Genomic DNA, 17,002 nt, shown 5'->3' with positions numbered 1-17,002 from the left:
TATGAATTATTCGTATCCCTTTGAGAATGACTGGGAAAAAAATGAAATCATAGATGTTATTAACTTTTTTACATTAGTTGAACAGGCGTATGAAAAATCAGTTAACCGTGAAAATCTATTATTGGCGTATAAACGGTTTAAACAAATTGTTCCATCGAAAAGTGAAGAGAAACGAATGTTTAAAGAATTTGAACATGATTCTACCTATTCAAGTTATCATGTTCTAAAAAAAGCGCGTGAATCAAATTTAAAAATGATTAAAATGAATTAATATGTGAAAAAAGCAACCTAAACGATAATGTGATGTCTAGGTTGCTTTATGTTTACATATATTTAAAAGATAAGGTATATACGGGTAACAGCTTTTCAAAGATATCTTTTACTTCACTTAAAAATTCCTCTCCATTTGATAAAAGCGGGTGCTCAGCAGGAAATTGTTTTCCAATTAATAACTCAGCTTTTTTAACGTTTTTGAATCGATTCAAAGATGCACTCAATGTAGTTGCGTGAATAGGCTGGATATCTTTTTTCATATGGTCCATTGACAGCACAAATTCGTTTGGAATGATATTTAATAATTCTTCCTCATGATTCAAGAAAACCTCTGCAATTTCTACTTTATTCGGTAATTCGTAAATAAATGCCAACCAGACAAATACACGATCATCCCATAATCCTAATTGAAAATGCGGATGTTTTTTATAGCCACGTTTATTGTGACTAAAAGCTGCCCACGTATCATTTGGGGCGTTTTTCGTTCGCCGTGCATGCTTGGCGATATGTAAGTACATTTCTTGATTTAGTGTTTCAGCTAGGTATTGTACTAAGTGATTACCAAACACTCTAAACTTAGGTTGAATTCGAGTTTGAATTGCTTCCATGCGAGCTTCCAAACCATCTATTTGAAATGTTTCGAAGTCATACTTATTAAATCCCTGAATTTCCATTATTCTCAATCCTTTCATGCTATTCAATACGAGAAAAACTTAAACAACAGATACTGTTTAAATTATTTATCGAATGCGCGGAGAAGTCAACTAGATTGTATTTTGTTTTGTATGTTTATAAATGAGGTGTTCTGGGTAACTTAACAGTAAAATTCATTATCATAATTCGGTTGAACAGTATTGTTTCTATTATCATATATATAAATAAAATAAGCATATTGATTTTTACTACATGTCCCAGATTCATTGTTTAAATAAAGTAGTTCTTCCAAACTAGACCATTAAAAAGAAAGGGTGTATTCGGAATGAAATACGTATTAGAAACTTTGCATCTTGAAGAAGAAAAGGAAAAACTTCCTGTTATAAAACTTGAGATTGATTATGAATTAATGACATTGTTTGATGCTCTAGAAGAAAATGATAAAGTAGGTATTATTAAAGCAAAAGAGAAATTAAATCATTTACGACACCAGTTACTTGAAATTCAAAATAAATAAATATGTCGATAATGTAAAATGATCCCGATTAGGGGATCATTTTAATGCTGATTATATTACACGACATGCTTTTTTCTATACTGATGTATACATTTTTGCTACGATATATGTAGTGACATTGGCCATCAAAATCGAATGGCTTTCTTTTCATAGCATGCAAAAAGGTGAACCTAGCTTAGCTTGTGATAACAATGCTGTAATTCACATCGTATGGTTTGAAATTCAGCTATGCTAACAACTATTCACTGAGAAGTAATATTGGAGGAAACAAAGTGGATAAAACATTACGTGATGAATTATTTCAAAAGGCAAAACAGTGGGTATATGAGGCGGGAGAATTAATTAAGGAGAGAATGAATGAACCACTATCTATAGATACAAAGTCTAATGCGAATGACCTTGTTACGATTTTGGATAAAGAAACGGAGAAGTTTTTTATTAAAAAGATTAAAGCGAATTATCCTGAACACCTTGTACTAAGTGAAGAAGGATTTGGTGATAAATTAAAATCGTTAGATGGTATTATATGGATTATTGATCCGATTGATGGGACGATGAACTTTGTCCATCAAAAAAGAAACTTTGCCATTTCTTTAGGGATTTATTGTGAAGGAATTGGAGAAATTGGCATCATTTATGATGTGATGGGCAATTGTCTTTACCATGCTAAAAAAGGGGAGGGAGCCTATAAGAACGAGAAACAGTTAGCGCCACTTAAAGAAAAATTAGTTTTAAAAGAATCAATCATTGGAATGAACCACTATTGGCTATGTGAAAATCGGCTTATTGACCATCAAGATATGCAACAATTTATTCGAACAATAAGAGGTGTACGTACATATGGATCAGCAGCACTAGAGTTTGCTTATGTAGCAGAAGGTATATTAGATGCGTATCTTACCATGAAACTATCACCATGGGATATCGCTGCAGGTATAGTAATTGTTCAGGAGGTCGGAGGGGTAACAACAGATATATTTGGACAGCCTGTAAATATGCTAACGGACAATCCAGTGATGGTAGCAAACAGTGTTATTTCTGAACAAATTGCGACGGTTATGAGAAAAGGAAAAAAGTGATTCATGATGATGAATCACTTTTGTTACGTTTCGTTTTAATTGAAATACCTAGCCACATAAAGGAACAAGCTAGGATGAGGAACAGAATAATTAGCCAAATATTTAATAATGCTACAGACAAGGCAACTAAAATAAACATCGCAACAACAAGCATTGCAAGCAACAATAAAGGTATATCAATTTTTTTCATTCGTAACACCTCAATATTCATATAACATAAGATTTTTGAGAATCTTTCTATTTAAGTATAGTGTAAGATTGTATATTTTGACAGTAAATTGTAGTAGATTTGTTTTAATACTAGCTTCAAGAACTAGTATCTAGTATGATAGAAAAGAGTTCTTATTACTTAAAATTAGAAGATAATTGAAGTTCTATGGAAATGGAGAGGCATTATCATGATGAGTCCGCTGTTAGAGTTTTATATTGAGAATTATGGAACGGATCATATTTTTTGGGCATTTTATGTCCCGAATTTAATATTTGGAGCGATTGCTTACAAGCTAGGATTTGCACGTAAGTTACCGTTAATGAAAAGTGTGTTTGTTTATATTATGTTAGCAGTCGGTATGTTTGTCTTAAATATTTTTGGTACCGTATTTCGCTTACCAATTACGGAAAGTTTAATTATAACTTCTGTTGTGTTAGCGATATATCGTTTTCGTTTACATATGGATAGAAAACAAAAGCGACAACGTGCATAAAAAAATCTCCATTTTAATGGAGATTTTTTATATGAACTCATTATTGTCTTTTTCTTCTTGATACAGTTTGAATTTCCCGGTTGCATGTCGTTCGTTTGTCTTTTTTGCAATTCTTTCTGTGCACGCCACACATAAATACATATTAATTCTTCGGTTCTTTAATCGTTTTGCTTGCAGTGATTCGTCGTCGATTTGTTCAATCTTATCACACAATACACACTTTACTTTCACATTCTCACCTCAAATAAAGAGAGTTTACGTTATAAATATAACATAAAATTCAAATGAGAATGTATAGAAAAGCATGTTTTATTCACAATATACTTGGGAAAAGCTATATTAATAAAACAAAAAGGATGATAAGATGAAAAAACGTTACATTGTTTCAGCACTCGGTATTCTAGGTGTTGGTGCAGCAACATATATGATGCGTAATCGAGAAAATGAACAAGAAGAGGTAGATACATTAAAACAAGCCGGGATTCCTGATCAAGTTGAAAAACTTGATGTTGCACAATTAGAGAATGCAAAAATGGTTTCTGAAGGATCACAATTTGGTGTCCAGTATTATAATGACATAGCAAATGATCCTACACAATCCTTAAAATAGACTAGGAAAAAGGGTCTGTCCCCCAACGTAATTAGGTGAGGGCAGACCCTTTTGTCTCAGTCTTTTATGTTGATTCAGTTTACTTTTTATGGTTAGATTGTTCATCTTGAATATCATCAAGCTGGTCATCTTTATGTTTCGGTAAGATTTCTTTATTTCGATCTGGTTCCGTTGGTTGATTTTTAGGTAATGGCATATCTGGCATGTAACGAGCAATGATTCCGGCTAATTCATCTATAATACCTTGAACGGGATAACCTTGCTGGATTTTATCACCCATATGTCGAATCCGCTCGTATATATCACCATCTGCGATGACAATGGCTGTCTTTCCATATGGATCATGACGCAAAGCTTCAGATACTGTATATTTTACTGTACCTACACGTGAACGGTCTAAATCCTTATCGACATCTATGCCAACTACTGCATAAGGACCAGCAATTACAGCTGTAGCATTGTGAACATTCGGGACACTTGCTGCAACATCGGCCAAATGATTTGCGATTTGCTCATTTGTCAAATCTTTATTGGGCTGTTCGCTTGAATTTTCAACCTGGACAAACCGATTATGATCCTCTTCAGTAGGTAAAGCCCGCTCTGAATGCTGTTGACAACCTATAAGAACTGAAAGCATGGTACTTATTAATACAAGCGTAATGTTTTGCTTCATTTTGGAACTCCTCCTAAAAATTCTACATACACTGTTATGTATTATTTTTAGTGGACTGTGCCAAATTATACTAGAAATTAGCTTGTTTTTACTTTTATGTATCTAACAATTATTGGATATCAATTTTTTTAATTCCTTTAATTGGATTTGATTTATTTGATCCATCATGAAATAAAAGATGTACAGGACCGTCTACAGAAAGTGGCTTTCCATCTACTGAAAATAATAAAAAACAATTTTTTAATTGCATAAGAGAAATTTCTGTTTTTCTAGAATCAGAAATAAGCACAGCCTTTGAAGCATTCGATTTTATTTCAATGTTATCTAAAAAATGCTTTATAGGCATGACATATGAATATTTTAATGCATCTTCTCGCTCTTTTTTTGACAAACTTTTATTAACTGGTGGTTTTGCATTACCAGGATAAATTTCTCTTTCTAAACGCTCGCTTGTAAGTTGGGCATTACTCTTTTCTTTAAGTTTTAACTTGTCTTTTTCATTAAATGCCTCTTCTAGTTTTATCTTTCTGTCATCAAAAATCCACACAGTAGGGTCTAGTGTAATGGGATAGGTTATATTACCTGTCAATTGTACGATCATATCTTCACCTCATCTTTTAATCTTGTTTAAGAATAGCAAATTTCACTAGTTTTTTCATCCTATTCGAATAGAATTGGTGCTGAGGGACATTCGCATGTTCATGTGCAACTCGTAATATCTGACATATCCAAAATTATATAAATGATAAAACAAGATTTTTAGCATGTTATATGATTTATATTTGCATTTTATGGGCCCAAACGATAATATAATCATAGATGATTGTATATTCTAATATAACATAGATAAGAACAGTGCTTAGTAGGATAGGGAAAGCCAAGTGTTAACGTGGAGGGGATGTTTGTGATGTCTGAGGTAATGATCGATCATCGGGAAAAAGCCTATGCCCTTCTTAAGGCTGATGCTGATAAAATTTTGCGACTTATAAAAGTGCAAATGGAAAATTTAACGATGCCGCAATGCCCTTTATATGAAGAAGTGCTAGATACACAAATGTTTGGATTATCAAGGGAAATTGACTTTGCTGTGCGCTTAAATCTAGTTAGTGAGAATGAAGGGAAAGCCCTTCTAGAAAATCTAGAAAGGCAACTTAATATACTGCATGAAGCAGCACAAAAATCTGGATAATAGATTCTGTTCATGTGCCTGTCGCGTCTATTGTGCAGTACGCTTGAAGTGAAACTTTGCCTGCATAAGTAACATGGCAAGGTTTTTTTATTTCGTACATCATGTCTGGCACTTTATTGTGTCATACTAATATAAAAATGTGTTATACTGATGTTGGATTTCCAACGTTGGATATTTCTTGCTATTGGGGAGATCCGAGATGATCAAAAAACTAAGAAAATATGACTTTACTTTACTTATTACACCATTATTACTAGCAGGGTTTGGATTAGTCATGATTTATAGTGCTAGTATGGTAACCGCAATGGTAGAAGGTCATGAAGCAACTTATTTTTTATTTAGACAGCTACGCATGTTTCTCATTGGATTGGTTTTCTTTATATTTTGTTTAGTTTTTCCGTATAAAAACTATCAAAAGTTGATGAAACTTATCGTCCTAGGAATCATCGCAATTTTATTAGGTGTTTTACTTTTTGGATTAACGGAAGGAAATGCTAGTCGCTGGCTCAGAATTGGACCTATTGTCATTCAACCGTCCGAATTTGCTAAACTAGGAATCATTATGTATTTAGCTTCAGTTTATTCAAAAAAACAATCGTATATCGATAAATTTACAACTGGTGTACTTCCACCTTTGATCATGACATCCATCATACTTGGTCTAATCGTATTTCAACCAGATATTGGTACCGCGTCGACAATATTTTTAATCGCCTGCACGGTCATTTTTAGTTCAGGTATTAAAATGAGACACTTATTGTTACTCGCATCCATTGGTGGAATTATTTTGCTAATCGCGATACCGAATATGATTACTGATGTTAGAGTTTCTCGGTTTACCGGGGCATATCAGCCATTCGAAGATCCAGCAGATAATGGTTATCAACTAATCCAATCTTATATCGCGATTGGTGGGGGTGGTATTACTGGAGAAGGGTTAGGGCAATCCGTTCAGAAGTTAGGCTATTTATTTGGAGCACATACAGACTTTATTATGTCTGTAATAGCAGAAGAATTAGGCTTTTTTGGTGTTGTTATCGTTATTGGTCTTTTATCTGTCATTGTACTTCGCGGTTTTTATATCGCTAGGAAATGTCAAGATGCATTTGGATCTTTATTAGCGATTGGGATTTCTTCCATGATTGGAATTCAAGCCTTTATTAATTTAGGTGCAATAAGTGGGATTTTGCCAATAACAGGTGTGACGCTTCCTTTTATAAGTTATGGTGGTTCGTCATTACTAGTCTTACTGATTTCAATGGGAATTTTAAATAATATCGCATCTTCTGTAAAGCTTCAACGAAATGACAAAGAGCCAAATCAACACCAACCAACACAAACATATACATATCAGGGAGGAAAAAAATGGTCAAGCTAAATAAAATTCGTAAAGTATTAGTAGCAAATCGTGGGGAAATAGCTATTCGTATTTTTCGTGCATGTACGGAGTTAAATATTCGTACAGTAGCAATATACTCAAAAGAAGATAATGGGTCCTACCATCGCTACAAAGCTGACGAAGCTTACTTGATTGGAGAAGGAAAAAAGCCGATTGATGCATATTTAGATATAGAGGGGATCATCGACTTAGCTAAAAATTCTGGGGTGGACGCGATTCACCCAGGATATGGGTTTTTATCTGAGAACATTTTATTTGCAAAGCGATGTGAAGAAGAAGGAATTATCTTTATTGGTCCAACAAGTAATCACCTGCATATGTTTGGTGATAAGGTAAGAGCAAGAACAGAAGCATTACGCGCTGGTCTACCAGTTATTCCTGGTAGTGATGGCACGATACATTCTGTTGATGAAGTCCGAAACTTTGGTAAAAAATACGGTTATCCAATTATCATTAAGGCAACACTTGGTGGTGGCGGACGAGGAATGCGTATTGTACGTCATGAAGATGATGTGGAAGAAGCATTCAATCGTGCAAAATCTGAAGCAAAAGCTGCGTTTGGTAATGATGAAGTATATGTCGAAAAGTTAATCGAAAATCCAAAACATATAGAAGTACAGATTATCGGTGATCAACAAGGGAATATTGTCCATCTTTATGAGCGAGATTGCTCTGTGCAACGGCGCCATCAAAAATTAGTTGAAATAGCGCCTAGTGTTTCGATTTCAGAACAGTTACGTACAGACATTTGTGCTGCAGCCGTTAAGTTGATGGAAAATGTTCAATATAGAAATGCTGGAACGGTTGAATTTCTTGTTACAAAAGATGCCTATTATTTTATAGAAGTTAACCCGCGTGTACAGGTGGAACATACGATTACAGAAATGATAACAGGAATAGATATTGTACAAACACAAATTAAAGTTGCGGATGGTAATACATTACATAGCTCTATTATCAATATCCCCGAGCAAAAGGAAATTAAAACATGGGGATACGCTATTCAATCCCGTGTAACGACAGAAGATCCATTAAATAATTTTATGCCGGATACGGGTAAAATTAATGTTTATCGTACAGGTGGGGGCTTTGGTGTACGTTTAGATGCGGGAAATGGATTCCAAGGTGCAGAAATCTCACCCTACTATGATTCTTTATTAGTGAAAGTATCGACATGGGCTTTGAGTTTTGAACAAGCAGCACAAAAAATGGTACGAAATTTAAAGGAATTCAGGATACGCGGCTTAAAGACGAATATTCCATTTCTAGAAAATGTTATGTACCATAAAAACTTTATGTCGGGAGAATTTGATACGACATTTGTAGATGAAACACCGGAGTTATTTGTATTTCCTAAAAGACGTGATCGTGGAACAAAAATGTTAACGTATATTGGACAGACAACAGTAAATGGGTTTGAAGGATTAACGAACCTGAAAAAGCCGGATTTTGAAAATCCTATTGTCCCAAAATTCAATTCATTAATAGAAGTTCCTAGTGGGACTAAGCAAATTTTGGATGAACGAGGACCGGAAGGGTTAGCGCGATGGATGAAAGAACAGAAAGAAGTGTTGCTAACAGATACGACATTTCGCGATGCGCACCAATCTTTGTTGGCTACTCGAATACGGACAAAGGATCTACTAAAGATTGCTGAACCAACTGCCCACCTCCTACCAAATCTATTTTCGGTAGAAATGTGGGGTGGTGCAACATTCGATGTTGCTTATCGCTTTTTAAAAGAAGATCCATGGGAACGTTTGTTAACATTGCGTGAAAAGATACCAAATGTACTTTTCCAAATGTTACTACGTGCAAGTAATGCAGTCGGTTACAAAAATTACCCGGATAATGTTGTAGAGCAGTTTATCGCTAAAAGTTCCGAGGCGGGCATAGATGTATTCCGTATTTTTGATAGTTTAAATTGGGTAGAAGGAATGATTCCGGCAATTGAAGCTGTGCGAGAAAATAATAAAATAGCAGAAGCATCAATTTGTTACACTGGTAATTTATTAGATAGTTCAAGATCAAAATATGATTTGAATTATTATGTGAATATGGCGAAAGAGCTTGAAGATGCAGGTGCCCACATTCTAGGTATTAAAGATATGGCAGGTTTGTTGAAGCCAGAAGCTGCCTATCAGCTCATTTCAACATTAAAGGATACAATAAACATTCCAATACATTTACATACGCATGACACAAGCGGTAATGGTATTTATACGTATGCACGTGCAATTGATGCTGGGGTAGACGCCGTAGATGTTGCATGCGGTGCGATGTCAGGCCTTACATCTCAACCAAGTGCACAAACGCTCTATCATGCTTTAGAAGGAACAAATCGCCAACCAAAACTCAATGTTCATGCGTATGAACAATTAAATCACTATTGGGAGTCTGTTAGGAAGTATTACCATGAATTTGAAAGCGGTATGAATTCACCGCATACAGAGATCTACTTCCATGAAATGCCAGGTGGTCAATATAGTAATTTACAACAACAGGCAAAGGCAGTTGGCTTAGGTGACCGATGGGATGAGGTTAAAATGATGTTCAGACGTGTCAACGATATGTTTGGAGATATTGTAAAAGTGACACCATCATCGAAGGTCGTTGGTGATTTGGCCTTATTTATGGTTCAAAATGACTTGACGGAAGAAAAAATTTACGAAAAGGGAACATCTATTGATTTCCCGGATTCCGTTATTGAATTTGCAGAAGGATATATTGGTCAACCATATCAAGGATTTCCGAAAGAATTACAACGAATCATTTTAAAAGGCAAAGAACCTATCGTCGAGAGACCGGGTAAACTTATGGAACTAGTTGATTTTACAGGGCTAAAAGAAAAGTTGTTTAAGAAGTTAAATCGACAAGTTACGAGTTTTGATATTCTTGCCTATGCGCTATATCCAAAAGTATATATGGATTATCACAAATTCCATGAGACATATGGTGATGTTTCTGTATTGGATACACCCACATTCTTTTACGGTATGAAATTAGGTGAGGAAATCGAAGTGGAAATCGAAAAGGGAAAAACCCTTTTTGTTAAATTAGTATCGATTTCTGAACCAATGTCAGATGGAACGAGGGTTATCTACTTTGAATTAAACGGCCAACCACGTGAAGTAGTTGTAAAAGATGAGAATGTGAAATCAGAAATGATGACTAAGCCGAAAGCTGATAGTAATAACCAAAAGCACATTGGGGCAACAATGCCGGGAACAGTTGTAAAAGTTCTTTGTGAGCCTGGTGAACATGTAAGTAAAGGTAATTATCTCATGATTACAGAAGCAATGAAAATGGAAACAACGGTCCAAGCCCCTTATGATGGTATTGTTAAAAGTATATATGTAAAAGATGGAGAAGCGATAACTGTTCAGGACCTACTAATAGAATTTGAATAAATGATATACGTTTCATAAAAATAGGCTGGGACAAACCAAGGGATTAGACCCTTTATGTCCCAGCCTCATTTATTTTTAAGACTCTACATAAACTAGTTCCGTATCAATATTAGGATCATGAGCCTTTTCTTTTACCTTACTTCTCGAAGCTAACAAAATAAAATAACAAAGTACGCCAAAATAACATGTAATGACAAGTGCATGTAAAAGTGCAACAAATAAATTTAGCATTGTAAAGATGATAAGTGCACCAAAAAATACTTGTAAGGAAATCAAACTCAAGAGAGTGACGGAGCCCCAAAATACTACTTGATTCGATTTATACTGCTTGATTAAGCGTATACAAAAGCTGATGGTCCAAATAAATAAAATGCCTGCAAATAAACGGTGTCCCATTTGAATCCATTGATCAAAACGGTAGTCTAAGATGGCAAAAGGAGCCGAATTATTACAGAAAGGCCAATCTTTACATACCAAATTTGCATCGGCATGCCGTACTAATGCACCAGTATACACAACGATAAGTGTATAAAATGTTAAAGCAAAAATTTCTATTCGATGTCTCTTCTTGAAATATACATCCTTTGTGTCGAGCTTCTTGTCGATTTCAAAAATAAGCAACGTCAGTAAAAATACTGCTGCAAAAGAAATAAGTGATACACCGAAATGAATGGCTAGTACAAAGTCAGATTGTCCCCATTTCACAGCGGCAGCACCAATTAATCCTTGGAGTACTAAGAAAAAGATGGAGAGAAATGATAAAAACTTTACCTCGCGAATATGACCGATTCTGCGCCATGCAAGAAAAGATAATAAAAGGATGATGATGCCACCAACGCCAGAAATAACACGATGACTTAATTCAATCACAAGTGCCGGTGTTATTTCAGTTGGCACAAATTGACCGTGGCATAATGGCCAACTCGATCCACAACCATCTCCGGATTCCGTTTTCGTAACAAGTGCTCCACCAATTAGGATGAATACCATGATTAATGTACTTATTATCGACAATCGTTTTAATGTTTTCATATGTATACAGCCTCACCTTTGTTGTTTTTACCTTTTAATTTAATAAAGAAACTACAACTAATAATAAAGGCATAAAAGGTAAGAAAGCAAATATATCGTAATAAAAATGACAAATGTCACAGAAATGTTACAGATTTATCAATAAACCCCATTTTCATAGTGTAAAAGTAAAAAAACCTTGCATTGTTGGCTATATTTTGCTAGAAATAATGATAGGGGTATTTGCTTTACGATATTTGTATTCCTATAAATTCATACGTTCATACGAAAGTAGTCATTCTTTGTTTTGAAAGAAACAACAAATAGGATGAATGTATCTTTTTTGATAGATGCATCAAAGGATGGCTCCATTTAAAATTGGAATCATAATGAATAATCCGAACGAATGAAGAATAGGTGAAATGCCATCGTATTTTTTATGACAGATACTACCATACTAAAAGTATACTTTTTGCAACCAATTGTTTAAACATTATCATTGGGATTTCCTTTTTTAAAGGAAATTAAAAGGAGGGAAAACAGCGTCGATAAGGTTGGAATATATCTGTAGAGAAAGTGGAACAACCCTCCGCTTTATCGAAGGATAAACTTCCGCTACTTACAGAATGAAAAATCCCTTTATTAAAAAATAGTGATGCATATAAAAGTCTCTTTTCTTTTTACAGAATTTTATAGCAATCTATTTATAAATGTTTTTAAAAAACTGGGGATACATTTTATATACTAAATAGTATGGTGGTGGAAAAATAATCGTTGGTGGCATTGTTTCAAATAATTGGTATGATATACTTGTTGATCCAAATAGAAGTGAACAGTAAAATAAAGAGCATTTAATAATTTTATACATATCACTTTACGTATACTAGGGTATAGACGAATTGTTCATATACCTACCCGTGAAGTTATTTAAAATTCATTAATATGATGAGATTACATACATCGTAATAAAATGTATCGAAAGAAAAATATACACTTTCATTGCGATAACTAGAAATGAAGCTGAAGAATAGCCATTATTTATTTAGTAGGTAATAATGGATTACATGTTCATGTATTACTAATTGGATTTCATATCATGTGCGAGGCAAATCCCACAGAAATTACTTTTAGACTATAACGAAGTGTGATGAATATGATATATCAAACATGCAAACCTTCCTGTTGTATGAAATAGGAAGCGGTTAAAAGTTTTGTATATTGGATTGTTTATTACTACTTCCATTTTTCATGTGTTCATATTAAATATGAAAGATAACATGAAAGGGTAAACATTCTATATAGTATGTGCCCATCATCACCATCAAGAATGATGGAACTAATTTTAGTTCCTTTAAGTTAATAAAATGAAATGTATGTTCAAGAATTTTAAGTCAGAGAAAGAGAGGTATGATTTAATGAAAGGTTGGATGGGAAAGGCTAAGGCCATTTTTCTATTAAGTTTTACGGCACTTTTATTAGCAGGGTGTGGTCGTGAAAATTTAACCGCTCTCGTGCCTAAGGGGTATGGTGCTGAACAATCAATGAAGTTGATCATTTTAACAACTGTTGTAATGGGTTCAGTATTCATCATTGTATGTATCATATTGGCATTCGTATTATTTAAATTCCGTCGCAAAAAAGGACAGGAAGATTTCATTCCTAAACAAGTTGAAGGACATAAAGGACTGGAAGTTATTTGGACAGTCATTCCAATTATTCTTGTTATTATTATGGCGGTACCGACAACGCTTGTATCTTTTGATTTAGCTGATGCTAGCGACGCAAAAGACCATTTAAACATTAAGGTGACAGGAAATCAGTATTGGTGGCATTTTGATTATGAAGGTGAAGATATTCAAACGAGTCAGGATCTATACATTCCAGTTGGAGAAAAGGTATACCTGAATATGATATCCACAGATGTCATCCACTCATTCTGGGTCCCAGCTATTAGTGGTAAAATGGACGTAAACCCTGAAAACGTCAACACGATGTATATTGAGGCGTATGAAGAAGGCGTTTACTATGGGAAATGTGCTGAGTTTTGTGGGCCAAGTCACTCTTTAATGGATTTTAAAGTAATTGCAGTAAGCAAAGAAGAGTATGATAAGTGGGTTGCAGATATGCAAAATTATGACCCAGAAAAAGATAAACCAGAAAGTGCAATAGCACAAGAAGGTAAAGAACTATTCGAACAAAATAATTGTATGGCTTGTCACGCAATCGGTTCCTCACCAAACCAAGTTGGGCCTAACTTAACAAACTTCGGAAACAGAAGTAAATTAGCTGGGATTGAGGAGCATACGAAAGAAAAGGTTATTGAATGGATTCAAGATCCTGAGTCTCTGAAGCCAGGCAACTTGATGACAGGCAAATACCCTAAGTTAAATGATGATGAGGCAGAGAAAATTGCGGAATATTTGATGCAATTAAAAGCAACAGATATTACCCCAGATAGCGCAGGTAAATAAAGACAAAGAGGGATGAAAGAAAATATAGGGAGGTTACATTTGTGAGTATTACAGCTACTGATAAAATCACAAGCACTTCGCAAAAAAGAAGCTTTGGCGCAGTGCTCTGGGATTATTTAACAACTGTAGACCATAAGAAAATTGCTCATATATACCTATTTGGAGGAGGTTTCTTCTTCTTACTAGGTGGTCTTGAAGCACTAATCATTCGTATTCAACTTGCTGTACCTGAAAACGACTTTGTAAGTGCTGGAGTCTACAACGAAATGATTACCATGCATGGAACAACGATGATTTTCCTTGCTGCCATGCCGATACTATTAGCGTTAATGAACGCTGCCATGCCTTTACAGATTGGAGCGAGAGATGTTGCGTTCCCATTCCTTAACTCATTAGGAGTATGGCTATTTATCTTTGGTGGACTATTATTAAACATTAGTTGGTTCTTAGGTGGAGCACCAGATGCAGGTTGGACAGCTTACGCACCATTATCTACACAGTCTCCTGGATTGGGAGTCGATTTTTATGTAATGGGATTACAAATTGCAGGTGCGGGAACGTTAATGAGTGGAATTAACTTTTTAGTTACCATTATTAATATGAGAGCGCCTGGTATGACGTATATGCGTATGCCACTATTTGCATGGGCAACATTTATTACAAGTGTTTTAATTTTATTCGCTTTTCCAGCCCTAACAATTGGGTTATTCTTATTAATGTTTGACCGTATGTTTGGTGCAGCATTCTTTGATGTGGCATTAGGCGGAAATACGATTATATGGCAACACTTATTCTGGATTTTTGGACACCCAGAAGTATATATACTAATTTTACCGTGTTTCGGGTTATTTAGTGATATTTTTGCGACATTCTCTAAAAAGCGTCTATTTGGTTATACATCAATGGTTTTTGCAACAATGTTAATCGCATTCTTGGGCTTCATGGTATGGGCGCACCATATGTTTACAGTAGGTATGGGACCAATTGCGAATACTATTTTCTCAGTTGCAACAATGGCTATCGCGATACCAACTGGTATAAAAATATTTAACTGGTTAGCCACAATGTGGGGCGGAAGTGTAAAAATAAACTCTGCTATGTTATGGAGTTTAGGTTTTATCCCATCCTTTACAATTGGTGGTATGACTGGGATCATGGTTGCAACAGTTGCGGCTGACTACCAGTACCATGACACGTATTTCGTTATTGCACACTTCCACTATGTAATTGTAGGGGGAACAGTGTTTGGTATCTTTGCAGGATTACATTATTGGTGGCCAAAAATGTTTGGACGTATTCTAAATGAAACAATGGGTAAAATTTCATTCTGGACGTTCTTTATCGGCTTCCATTTAACATTCTTTATCCAACATTTTCTAGGTTTAATGGGAATGCCACGTCGTTACTGGGTATTCTTAAAAGATCAAGACTTAGATTTAGGAAATATGATAAGTACAGTCGGGGCATTCTTCATGGCTGTTGGTGTTATCGTATTTATTTATAACGGTTTTCATTCTTGGTTAAAAGGTGAAAAGGCACCTAATGATCCATGGGATGGTCGTACGTTAGAATGGACAACACAATCTCCTCCAGTCTTTTATAACTGGTCACAGTTGCCATTAACACGTGGTTTAGACCCACTTTGGATTGAGAAGACAGAAGGTAATGGAAAAATGACAGCCGGTGAACCTTTAGCAGATGTTCACATGCCTAATGGATCAATCTTGCCATTTATCATGTCAGTTGGATTCTTTATTGCTGGTCTAGGATTTATTTACCAAAAGGTGAATGATTTATGGTACATCGCTTTATTTGGCGGTATGGCACTTTCACTCTTAATGATGATTATTCGTTCCTTACAAGATGATGTTGGATTTTATATACCTGTTGAGGAATTGGAAAGGGAGGCAGACTAACTTGAGTAGCGATGTTCTTAATCCAAAAAACTTACCACAATCACCAGAAAAGGCCACCCTTGAAGGTAAAAATAAATTTCTAGGTTTATGGTTTTTCTTAGGTGGAGAGACGGTTCTTTTTGCTAGTTTGTTTGGTACATTTCTAGCATTAAGAAACTCCACCGCTGGAGGACCAAGTGGTGAAGAATTATTTGGTCTAGAGCTTGTATTTATTATGACAGTAATGTTATTAACAAGTTCTTTAACAAGTGTATATGCAATGTATCATATGAAAAATCATAACTATAAAAAAATGCAGCTATGGTTAGGTATCACTGGTCTATTGGGAATTGGCTTCCTAGGACTCGAAATATATGAGTTTGCACATTATATAACTGAGTACGGTTTTACTTTTAGATCATCCGCTTTTGGATCAGCTTTCTACACGTTAGTTGGTTTCCATGGTGGTCACGTGACTTTTGGTATTTGTTGGTTGATTGTCATTATGATACGCAATGCTAGAAGAGGATTAAACTTATACAACGCACCTAAATTTAATACATTTAGTCTATACTGGCACTATATTGATGTTGTATGGGTATTCGTATTTACTGTAGTTTATCTCATGGGAAAGGTGGGCTAAACAGTGACAGAAAACACCAGTTCCAGTAAACTTACTGAGTTTCAAAAGCAGAAAAATAAAGAAGAAATGAAAAGGCATATGATTTCCTTTGCACTGATGATTGTAGCAACGTTAATTGCTTTTACAATTGTAGCTACAGGTGTAATGGATCGGATGTTTGCAGTATTTTTCTTGTTAACGCTAGCGACAATTCAAGTAGCTTTTCAGTTTATTTATTTTATGCATATGAAAGATAAGGGACATGGACTGCCAATTGTAATGATAGTTGGTGGTAGTTGGGCAGCATTTTTAACAATATTTGGACTAGTGGCTGCTGTTTGGTGGTAAGCTGCAAGTATATTGTGAGTAGAAAAAGATCGGGAATTCCCGGTCTTTTTCAGTTTAATGTTAAATGTTCAAATTTTGTCATATTGGGATTGTGTACACATTTGTTACGTATGTTATATTAAAGAATGGGAATCCATATTTATTGGA

At 35.0% G+C, this 17,002-nt stretch carries 18 protein-coding genes; 12 read left to right on the top strand and 6 right to left on the bottom strand.

Annotation, left to right across the window (positions count from 1 at the left end; genetic code table 11):
* The first annotated feature begins 1 nt into the window (after window position 1).
* Window positions 2-271: a UPF0223 family protein gene (locus tag ACFFIS_RS12065; protein WP_320378822.1), complete on the top strand. Its 270-nt coding sequence runs from the start codon at window positions 2-4 to the stop codon at window positions 269-271.
* A gap of 52 nt (window positions 272-323) precedes the next feature.
* On the opposite strand, the gene ACFFIS_RS12060 is transcribed toward ACFFIS_RS12065, so the two are convergent.
* Complete coding sequence (locus ACFFIS_RS12060) at window positions 324-947, bottom strand: DUF1054 domain-containing protein (RefSeq protein WP_390187753.1); 624 nt, start codon at window positions 945-947, stop codon at window positions 324-326.
* A 305-nt stretch (window positions 948-1,252) separates the two neighbouring features.
* Here ACFFIS_RS12060 and ACFFIS_RS12055 point away from each other — a divergent pair, with 305 nt between their 5' ends.
* Complete coding sequence (locus ACFFIS_RS12055) at window positions 1,253-1,444, top strand: YkzI domain-containing protein (protein WP_320378825.1); 192 nt, start codon at window positions 1,253-1,255, stop codon at window positions 1,442-1,444.
* Between the two features lie 272 nt (window positions 1,445-1,716).
* Window positions 1,717-2,523, top strand: coding sequence for an inositol monophosphatase family protein (locus ACFFIS_RS12050; RefSeq protein WP_320378826.1), 807 nt, complete (start codon window positions 1,717-1,719; stop codon window positions 2,521-2,523).
* 1 nt (window position 2,524) lies between these two features.
* Here ACFFIS_RS12050 and ACFFIS_RS12045 read toward each other — a convergent pair whose 3' ends face one another.
* A complete protein-coding gene (locus tag ACFFIS_RS12045) occupies window positions 2,525-2,713 on the bottom strand; it encodes a DUF5325 family protein (RefSeq protein ID WP_320378827.1) in 189 nt (62 codons plus the stop codon).
* A 208-nt stretch (window positions 2,714-2,921) separates the two neighbouring features.
* On the opposite strand from ACFFIS_RS12045, the gene ACFFIS_RS12040 reads away from it, so the two are divergent.
* On the top strand, window positions 2,922-3,227 hold the full coding sequence (locus tag ACFFIS_RS12040) for a YlaH-like family protein (protein WP_320378828.1): 306 nt from the start codon (window positions 2,922-2,924) through the stop codon (window positions 3,225-3,227).
* Between the two features lie 27 nt (window positions 3,228-3,254).
* Here ACFFIS_RS12040 and ACFFIS_RS12035 read toward each other — a convergent pair whose 3' ends face one another.
* Window positions 3,255-3,458 carry a YlaI family protein gene (locus tag ACFFIS_RS12035; RefSeq protein ID WP_320378829.1) on the bottom strand — a complete coding sequence of 68 codons (204 nt, stop codon included), beginning with the start codon at window positions 3,456-3,458 and terminating at the stop codon, window positions 3,255-3,257.
* 133 nt (window positions 3,459-3,591) lie between these two features.
* Here ACFFIS_RS12035 and ACFFIS_RS12030 point away from each other — a divergent pair, with 133 nt between their 5' ends.
* Window positions 3,592-3,837 (top strand): YbyB family protein, encoded by a 246-nt coding sequence (locus ACFFIS_RS12030; RefSeq protein ID WP_320378830.1) that lies wholly within the window; start codon window positions 3,592-3,594, stop codon window positions 3,835-3,837.
* Between the two features lie 79 nt (window positions 3,838-3,916).
* On the opposite strand, the gene ACFFIS_RS12025 is transcribed toward ACFFIS_RS12030, so the two are convergent.
* Window positions 3,917-4,510 (bottom strand): YhcN/YlaJ family sporulation lipoprotein, encoded by a 594-nt coding sequence (locus ACFFIS_RS12025; RefSeq protein WP_390187750.1) that lies wholly within the window; start codon window positions 4,508-4,510, stop codon window positions 3,917-3,919.
* 109 nt (window positions 4,511-4,619) lie between these two features.
* Window positions 4,620-5,111 carry a hypothetical protein gene (locus tag ACFFIS_RS12020; RefSeq protein WP_390187749.1) on the bottom strand — a complete coding sequence of 164 codons (492 nt, stop codon included), beginning with the start codon at window positions 5,109-5,111 and terminating at the stop codon, window positions 4,620-4,622.
* Window positions 5,112-5,417: 306 nt separating this feature from the next.
* Here ACFFIS_RS12020 and ACFFIS_RS12015 point away from each other — a divergent pair, with 306 nt between their 5' ends.
* The 3 genes from ACFFIS_RS12015 (at window position 5,418) to pyc (ending at window position 10,508) form a co-directional block, all read left to right on the top strand.
* A complete protein-coding gene (locus ACFFIS_RS12015; protein WP_390187747.1) occupies window positions 5,418-5,699 on the top strand; it encodes an Fpa/YlaN family protein in 282 nt (93 codons plus the stop codon).
* 199 nt (window positions 5,700-5,898) lie between these two features.
* Window positions 5,899-7,077 carry a putative lipid II flippase FtsW gene (gene ftsW, locus ACFFIS_RS12010; protein WP_390187746.1) on the top strand — a complete coding sequence of 393 codons (1,179 nt, stop codon included), beginning with the start codon at window positions 5,899-5,901 and terminating at the stop codon, window positions 7,075-7,077.
* On the top strand, window positions 7,065-10,508 hold the full coding sequence (gene pyc, locus ACFFIS_RS12005; protein WP_390187743.1) for a pyruvate carboxylase: 3,444 nt from the start codon (window positions 7,065-7,067) through the stop codon (window positions 10,506-10,508). Before ftsW ends, pyc begins: the two co-directional genes overlap by 13 nt.
* A 75-nt stretch (window positions 10,509-10,583) precedes the next feature.
* Here the strand turns inward: pyc and ACFFIS_RS12000 are convergent, their stop codons facing one another.
* Window positions 10,584-11,540, bottom strand: coding sequence for a COX15/CtaA family protein (locus ACFFIS_RS12000; protein ID WP_320378835.1), 957 nt, complete (start codon window positions 11,538-11,540; stop codon window positions 10,584-10,586).
* A 1,394-nt stretch (window positions 11,541-12,934) separates the two neighbouring features.
* Here ACFFIS_RS12000 and coxB point away from each other — a divergent pair.
* Genes coxB through ctaF form a run of 4 tightly spaced genes read left to right on the top strand, consistent with a single transcriptional unit; the run spans window position 12,935 to window position 16,855 of the window.
* Window positions 12,935-13,990 (top strand): cytochrome c oxidase subunit II, encoded by a 1,056-nt coding sequence (gene coxB / locus ACFFIS_RS11995; RefSeq protein ID WP_320378836.1) that lies wholly within the window; start codon window positions 12,935-12,937, stop codon window positions 13,988-13,990.
* 41 nt (window positions 13,991-14,031) lie between these two features.
* On the top strand, window positions 14,032-15,906 hold the full coding sequence (ctaD, locus tag ACFFIS_RS11990) for a cytochrome c oxidase subunit I (protein ID WP_390187741.1): 1,875 nt from the start codon (window positions 14,032-14,034) through the stop codon (window positions 15,904-15,906).
* A gap of 1 nt (window position 15,907) precedes the next feature.
* A complete protein-coding gene (locus ACFFIS_RS11985; RefSeq protein ID WP_320378837.1) occupies window positions 15,908-16,528 on the top strand; it encodes a cytochrome c oxidase subunit 3 in 621 nt (206 codons plus the stop codon).
* A gap of 3 nt (window positions 16,529-16,531) precedes the next feature.
* Complete coding sequence (gene ctaF, locus ACFFIS_RS11980; protein WP_320378838.1) at window positions 16,532-16,855, top strand: cytochrome c oxidase subunit IVB; 324 nt, start codon at window positions 16,532-16,534, stop codon at window positions 16,853-16,855.
* Window positions 16,856-17,002 lie beyond the last annotated feature (147 nt).

This window comes from Paracerasibacillus soli, assembly GCF_042432965.1.
GTDB classification, from domain to species: Bacteria; Bacillota; Bacilli; order Bacillales; family Amphibacillaceae; genus Paracerasibacillus; species Paracerasibacillus soli.
The sequence above is the reverse complement of the archived record's forward strand: the minus strand, read 5'-3'. Positions and strand labels throughout refer to the sequence as shown.

Excerpts from the sequence above, each read along its gene's own strand:
- ACFFIS_RS12065 (WP_320378822.1), top strand. The coding sequence starts at position 2 with ATGAATTATTCGTATCCCTTTGAGAATGACTGGGAAAAAAATGAAATC.
- pyc (WP_390187743.1), top strand. The coding sequence starts at position 7,065 with ATGGTCAAGCTAAATAAAATTCGTAAAGTATTAGTAGCAAATCGTGGG.
- ACFFIS_RS12020 (WP_390187749.1), bottom strand. The coding sequence starts at position 5,111 with ATGATCGTACAATTGACAGGTAATATAACCTATCCCATTACACTAGAC.
- ACFFIS_RS12055 (WP_320378825.1), top strand. The coding sequence starts at position 1,253 with ATGAAATACGTATTAGAAACTTTGCATCTTGAAGAAGAAAAGGAAAAA.
- ACFFIS_RS12040 (WP_320378828.1), top strand. The coding sequence starts at position 2,922 with ATGATGAGTCCGCTGTTAGAGTTTTATATTGAGAATTATGGAACGGAT.
- ftsW (WP_390187746.1), top strand. The coding sequence starts at position 5,899 with ATGATCAAAAAACTAAGAAAATATGACTTTACTTTACTTATTACACCA.
- ACFFIS_RS12025 (WP_390187750.1), bottom strand. The coding sequence starts at position 4,510 with ATGAAGCAAAACATTACGCTTGTATTAATAAGTACCATGCTTTCAGTT.
- ACFFIS_RS12030 (WP_320378830.1), top strand. The coding sequence starts at position 3,592 with ATGAAAAAACGTTACATTGTTTCAGCACTCGGTATTCTAGGTGTTGGT.
- ACFFIS_RS12015 (WP_390187747.1), top strand. The coding sequence starts at position 5,418 with ATGTCTGAGGTAATGATCGATCATCGGGAAAAAGCCTATGCCCTTCTT.
- ACFFIS_RS12000 (WP_320378835.1), bottom strand. The coding sequence starts at position 11,540 with ATGAAAACATTAAAACGATTGTCGATAATAAGTACATTAATCATGGTA.
- ACFFIS_RS12060 (WP_390187753.1), bottom strand. The coding sequence starts at position 947 with ATGGAAATTCAGGGATTTAATAAGTATGACTTCGAAACATTTCAAATA.
- ACFFIS_RS12045 (WP_320378827.1), bottom strand. The coding sequence starts at position 2,713 with ATGAAAAAAATTGATATACCTTTATTGTTGCTTGCAATGCTTGTTGTT.
- coxB (WP_320378836.1), top strand. The coding sequence starts at position 12,935 with ATGAAAGGTTGGATGGGAAAGGCTAAGGCCATTTTTCTATTAAGTTTT.